The following is a 5,665-nucleotide window of genomic DNA, read 5'->3' as shown; positions in this document are numbered from 1 at the left end:
AGGGGCGGCCGCGGCGCCGGGCCGTCCCGGCTGCTGCTCGCCGTCGTCGTCCGGTCGCCGGGGTCGTGTCCGCTGCGCCTGGCCCGGTTGCCGTCGTGCGCTCCGGTTGCCGCTCGCCGTCCCGGCCGTGTCCCTGTCTCGTTCGCGCGCCCTGGCCGTCCCGGACATCCCGCCCGTCCGCCGTCGCCGTCCGGGGCCGCTTCTCGCGGGGCCGCTGTGCCTCTGCCGTCCGGCCGTTGCCGTCCGTTGTCCCGGTTCGGCGCCGTCGGGTTAGGGGTGGGTCGTTGTGTGCGGTTCGGTGGCGCGGGGGTGGTGGTCGTGGGGCTGTTGGACGGTCTGCCGTTGCCGCCGCGTCGAGGAGGTCACCCTGCTCCTCGAGGGCCCCCAGGAGCACTGCGCCATCGGCAGTGCCACGCCCTGACCCGAGCCTCGAGCGGGCGCGTCTACGTCTGCGACCGGATGCCGCCGCCGAGTTCGGCCCGACGGAGCCTGCGGGCCGGCTCGGGGGTCACCCAGCCCCGCAGGGTGGCGTTGATCGTCGTGCGGAACGCGGCCTGGGCCGTGGGGGTGTCGAGCGCCCCGGCCAGTTCGAGGGTCACGAGCCCGTGCAGAGCCACCCAGAGGGAGAGGGCGATGGCCCTCGCTCTGCCGTCGAGGACGGACTCGACGACGCCCCGGTCGACGGCCTGGACGAGCGGCCGGACGGGGTCGCCCGTACCGACCGTTCCTGACGGCTCGAAGGACTGCACCCCGCCGAACAACACCGTGTACAGCTGCGGATGTTCGCGCCCCCAGTTCCGGTACGCGCCGGCCAGCGCGTAGATGTCGTCGAGGACGTCCTCGGTGGCCGGCACCGCCGTCACGGCCGCGAACAGGCCGGCGACGGCCTCGTCGCGTACGGCCGCGATCAGCCCGTCCTTGTTGCCGAACAGGGAGTACACCGCCGCCGTGGACGTTCCGGCGGCCGTGGCCACGGCCCGGATGGTGAGCGTCTCGCGCGGGCGGGTGGCGAGCCACTCGGTCGCGCACTCCACGAGCCGCTCTTTGACGCTCTCGTCGTTCACCCTCGGCCTACCCATGACGAGGAGCCTACCGGTTCTGATAACGTCGTTTTGAAACAATGTTTGGAAACTCTGGGGGGTCCCCTTTGCCTGCCATGTCCGCGTTCGCCGTCCGCCTTGCCCGCCTTGGGGGTTGGTTACTTCTCGCGCTGGCCGCCGTCGTGGCGTCGGCCGTGCTCTTCCTCGGCCTGATCGTCCTCACGGACGGGGCGTGCTCGGGGCTCGCGGCCTTCGTGCCCACTCTCGCGGTCGGGGTCGTGGTCGCCCTGTGGCGCAGCCGGCGCCGCACCCGGGCGGCGAGGCTCCTTCCGTTCCTGCCGGTGCTCGCCGCAGCAGCCCTGACCGCGTCCGTCTGCGTCCCGGCCTCGCCCACGGCCCGGCAGTACCCGCCGGACCTTCCGTTTGTCGCCACCGAGCACTGGAACCTGGCCACGGGCAGCCGCGTCGCCGTCTATCACTACCCGCCCGCCGCGGCGGCCGGCGCCGGGCACCCCGTACCGCTCGTCTACATCAACGGGGGGCCGGTGCGCGGAATTTCGCTGCTTGATCACGGGTTCCTGCAACGGCTGGCGCGGCAGGGCTATGACGTCTACACCTACGAGCAGGCCGGCGGAGGCCGCAGCGACCTGCTGCCCATGGACCAGTACTCGATCACCAGGTCCGTCCGCGACCTCGGCGCCTTCCTCGACCGCCTGGGCCGGGGCGAGGCCGACGTCCTCGGCTTCTCGTCGGGCGGGGTCGTGCTCACCCGGGCCCTCGCCGACCGCGAGGTCTCCGCGCGTGTACACCGGGCGATCATCGCCGAACCTGGTCCGATGGACGGCCCCACCGCACGGATCGCCGGGCGGAAGGGACGGCCGTCCGCGCGCGACCTCGCACCGGCGATGAGCGGGCCGCGATCCACCAGCACCCCGCGCTACGCGGTGGCGTTCGGCCTGATGCGCCTGGGGCTCCTCAGCCCCGAAACCGGGCTGGTCGGACAGGCCGAGGGCGAGAACGCCTTCACCGCCGCCGACCTCGGCACCGACACCGCCTCCGCCTACTGCGCGAGCGACGCGCACCGCATCCCCGCCGAGAACAGTGCCGAGAACTTCGCTTTCAACCCGGCCGCCAGCCTGCGCGTCGAGCAGACCGTCAAGGACTCTCCCTCGCTCGCGCCGCAGCTGAAGTTCTCCCAGGTTCCCGCGATGCTGATGATCGCCGAGTGCACCTCACAGGTCCGCCGGTGGGAGACCGCCGTGCTCGACGCCGACCCGGCGATCCAGCGCACCCAGTACATGCCGGGGGTCGGGCACCACCTGTGGAACGGGCTCGACGGCAACGACGAGCGGGCGGCGGCCGTCATCACCGCATTCCTCCAGGGCACGGCGGCGCCGCTGCCGAACTACCCGACGCGGGAGGAGATCCCCGCTTTCCTGCGCGACCACATGTGAGGTCCTCCTCGGCGGCGCCGAGGGCGAGGACCGGCCTCCGGCTGATGCCGGAGATCCGGCCAGGCCGACGACCTGCCGACACAACCCCCGGAAGCGGACCTGCCCGCCGACCGCCAGCACCGGACGCTCGCCACGTGGCCGCACTGCCGCGTGACTGGGCTGGGCCGCGGCCGGTAGCCGCAGGCCGGCCGGAGCGGTGGCGGGCTCGGACCCTCGCCCGCCGTCGCCGTCCGGCCGCCGTTCGGGGCCGCTGCGCCCCGCCCGACGGCGAGCGCGAGGGCGATGGCCGGGAGTACGGGCTGCTCGTGGCGTCCCCGGCCGGTGCCGTCGTCGTCGCGGCCGCAATGGCCCTGGACGACTTCCGGCGGGCCCTGCACCGGGCCCGGGACGACTTCCGGCGGGCCCTGCACCGGGCCCGGGACGGCGAGCGCCGCGCCGTCCGGCATGCCGCCGCCGGGCTGCCGCTCCGGGGGGTGCCTCTATGGGATTCGTCAAGGAAATCGGGCTGCGTTCGGGTGGGGTGGCCAGGCAGCATGGCGGGATGCCAGATCTGCTGTGGGACGACGTCCGGAACTTCTTCGACCCTGCCCTGATGGGGTCGCTGCCGGATGCCCGGGTCGCAGACACCTCGGTCGAGGACTGGCAGGCGGTGCTGGATTTGGTGCGGTCGCAGGGGTGGTCGTGCGAGTACTCCGAGGACGGTGTCGCTGTTCGGCTGCCACGGGCCGCGGACATGCTGGTCCGCAGCGAGGGCACCGACGCGGTGTTGAGAGTCTGGCCCGCCACTGGAGTCCTGGTGATCTTTCGAGCGTATGAGGCCGGCTCTATCGACTTCGATGTTGATCTGCGGGAGTTGCGGGGCCAGGTCGGCGTCAATCTGTTGTGTCGTCTGCTGCGGGCGATCGGGCGTCGGCTCGGCAAGCCGGTGACGTTGGCTCCGGAGTCTGATCCGCTTCACCCGGTTCTGGGGTTCGATGTCGAGGCCGACCGCGTGGTTCTGCTGGCGGATCCGCAGGTCAGCTGACCGCTGTGGCCGGCCAGGACTCGTAGAAGGTCCCGTCGCGGAGCATGGCGAACAGGACGTCGACCCGCCGTCTGGCCAGGCAGAGGAGGGCCTGCGGGACACCATCTCCGCGCTGGGCCGGGGCTGGCCGGGGGCCGGGAAGGACGAGCGCGTGCTGTCGGCCGGACGCGGAGCGGCTGGAGCGGGACGCCGTCTCTGCGGGGTTCGCGTGTCCGGCGGCCCGTTCCCCCAGGGCCCGCGCTGCTCCTCTCCTCTTCGCCTCTTCCCTGCCGTGTGGGGAGGGGCCGTAGGCCTGTTCCCCGCCCCCGCTGCCGGGCCGTCAGGCCCGGGGCCCGGGAGCGGCCGCCAGGCCGCCTGTTTGGGCGGGCGGGGTGGTGCGGGGTTTTCTGCTGGTGGATGGGTGTAGCAAGTTGGTGCAGAATGTAACGTTACGTCTTTGAATGCCTTTCGGGGCCGGGGGTTTTCGGGTCGGGGAGGCGCCGGGGAGCGGTCGGTTGTGGGGCGTGCGGTGGCGGTTTCGCGTGTTCTTCTCCCGCGCGCTCCCGCCTGCGGGGTGCCTGGTTTCGGTGCGCTGCCACCGGCCGCTGTTGCCGGGTCGCTGTCCCGCTCGCCCCATCCATCCGCCGCCGTCCGCCGTCCTGGTCGCCGTCCAGCTCGGGCCCCAGCGGCCGCGTCCGGCTGCTGTCGTACGGTCCCGTCGGTGTCGGTGTGGGCCCGCTTCGCCGCCGCTGTCCGGGCCTGCCGCCGCTGCGCTCCGTTCGGTTGCCGTCCGTCCGGCGGCCGGTTGCTGCGGCAGGCCCGCCCGTCCTGGCCGCCGCTTCCCCTTCCCGCCTGCCGCCGCCTGGCTGCTTGGCCGGTCCCGCTCACGCTGGGCTCGGTCCGCAGGCGAGGGTGACGGTCCGCCGCCCCCTCGCGGTTGCGCCGCAGCCGGTAGCCGCCGACCGGAGCGATGGTGGGCCCGGACCGTTGCTGCTTCGCCGTCCGGCCGTCGTCAGGCCACCGTCCGGCGGCCGCCCGGGGGCCGCTGCGCCCCGCCGCCCGCCCGTCGTCGTCCCGGTCAGGCCGTCGCTGTCCCCGTCCTGTCGTTCTCCCGCCCGTCGTTGTCCTGCCGTTGTCGTCTTGTCGTTCTCCCGCCCGCGTTGTCCGGCCGTTGTCCCGGCCGCGTGGTGGTCCAGGTGCGGGTGGCGGGGCCTCGTGTGGGGGGTCGGCCGTCGGGTGTGCGGGGCAGGCGGGCGAGGTGGGTGGTGTCCTGGCGGGCGTGGGGCAGGACCACGTTGTCGCCGTGCTCGGCGGCGCAGGCCAGGCGCTGCTGGTCGTGGCCGTGCTCGGTGGTTGGGGCAGGCCCGGGGCGGAGCGTCCGGTCAGGGCCGGGTGGCGGGGAGGGGTTGCCGCTCGGCGGCGGGCAGGCGGTCCCGGGTGGCCGCCGGACGCGGTGTTCGGCGCCGGCTGGGCCGGCCCGTCACCAGGATCGTGCCGTTGGCTGGATGACGGCGTCGGGCGCGGGGTCGGGTGGTAATTCGCAGGCGCGAGCGGAGGGCGGTGTGGACGCTGGTGGGATGACTTCCGACGATATGCGGGCCGAGTTCCGCGAGGACGGCTTCGTGATCCTGCCCGGCTACCTCTCGGCCGGTGAGCTTGCTCCGGCCGTGGGAGAGCTGGGGACGATGTTCCCCTCACCTGAGGGGTACCACGAGCGGACCGATCCGCGCTGGGAGCGGTTCCCGGGCGACGAGTTCGCCGGGATCGACCAGTTCCCGTTCACCAGTGCCGAGCTGAGCCTGCTGGCGGTCCACGACCGGCTGGTCGACCTCGCGCGGGACCTGCTGGATGACGACGACCTGAGAATCTACGGCGCCGAGTCCTGGGCGAAGTTCACCGGCGCGAACGACTACGACCAGGAACTGCACCGGGACTACCTGAACCACACCCTTATGGTGCCGGGCGAGTCCACCGCCCGGGAGCAGGTGGAGTTCTTCGTCTACCTGGCCGACGTCCCCGAGGAGCTCGGGCCACCCCACCTGCTCTCCACCCGGCACACCCGCGACCTGTCGGCCAGGCCCAACTGGTACCCGCGGGACGGCGGCCACTGCGACCCGGGCGGCTACGTCGCCCCACAGGGCAGCCCCGAACTCTACGCCGCCGAGGTC

The 5,665-nt window shown here is 73.3% G+C and carries 4 protein-coding genes; 3 read left to right on the top strand and 1 reads right to left on the bottom strand.

Translation table 11 applies throughout. The features are described 5' to 3' along the window. Positions 1–443: 443 nt before the first annotated feature. Positions 444–1,079, bottom strand: coding sequence for a TetR/AcrR family transcriptional regulator (locus ABD308_RS35560; protein WP_344344191.1), 636 nt, complete (start codon positions 1,077–1,079; stop codon positions 444–446). A gap of 77 nt (positions 1,080–1,156) precedes the next feature. Here ABD308_RS35560 and ABD308_RS35555 point away from each other — a divergent pair, with 77 nt between their 5' ends. From ABD308_RS35555 to ABD308_RS35545, 3 genes are all read left to right on the top strand, one after another. Further along, positions 1,157–2,494 carry an alpha/beta fold hydrolase gene (locus ABD308_RS35555; RefSeq protein WP_344344189.1) on the top strand — a complete coding sequence of 446 codons (1,338 nt, stop codon included), beginning with the start codon at positions 1,157–1,159 and terminating at the stop codon, positions 2,492–2,494. Between the two features lie 541 nt (positions 2,495–3,035). Next, on the top strand, positions 3,036–3,518 hold the full coding sequence (locus tag ABD308_RS35550; protein ID WP_344344193.1) for a hypothetical protein: 483 nt from the start codon (positions 3,036–3,038) through the stop codon (positions 3,516–3,518). Positions 3,519–5,074: 1,556 nt separating this feature from the next. After that, on the top strand, positions 5,075–5,665 hold a 591-nt coding region (locus ABD308_RS35545; RefSeq protein ID WP_344344187.1), incomplete at its 3' end, for a phytanoyl-CoA dioxygenase family protein.

The sequence above is a fragment of the Kitasatospora putterlickiae genome, assembly GCF_039527695.1.
Classification (GTDB): domain Bacteria; phylum Actinomycetota; class Actinomycetes; order Streptomycetales; family Streptomycetaceae; genus Kitasatospora; species Kitasatospora putterlickiae.
Note: the sequence above shows the minus strand (reverse complement) of the source record. Positions and strands in the feature narration are given on the sequence as shown.

What these genes read in the sequence shown, in the direction of transcription:
- ABD308_RS35560 (WP_344344191.1), bottom strand. Translation starts at nt 1,079, where the DNA reads ATGGGTAGGCCGAGGGTGAACGACGAGAGCGTCAAAGAGCGGCTCGTG.
- ABD308_RS35555 (WP_344344189.1), top strand. Translation starts at nt 1,157, where the DNA reads ATGTCCGCGTTCGCCGTCCGCCTTGCCCGCCTTGGGGGTTGGTTACTT.
- ABD308_RS35550 (WP_344344193.1), top strand. Translation starts at nt 3,036, where the DNA reads ATGCCAGATCTGCTGTGGGACGACGTCCGGAACTTCTTCGACCCTGCC.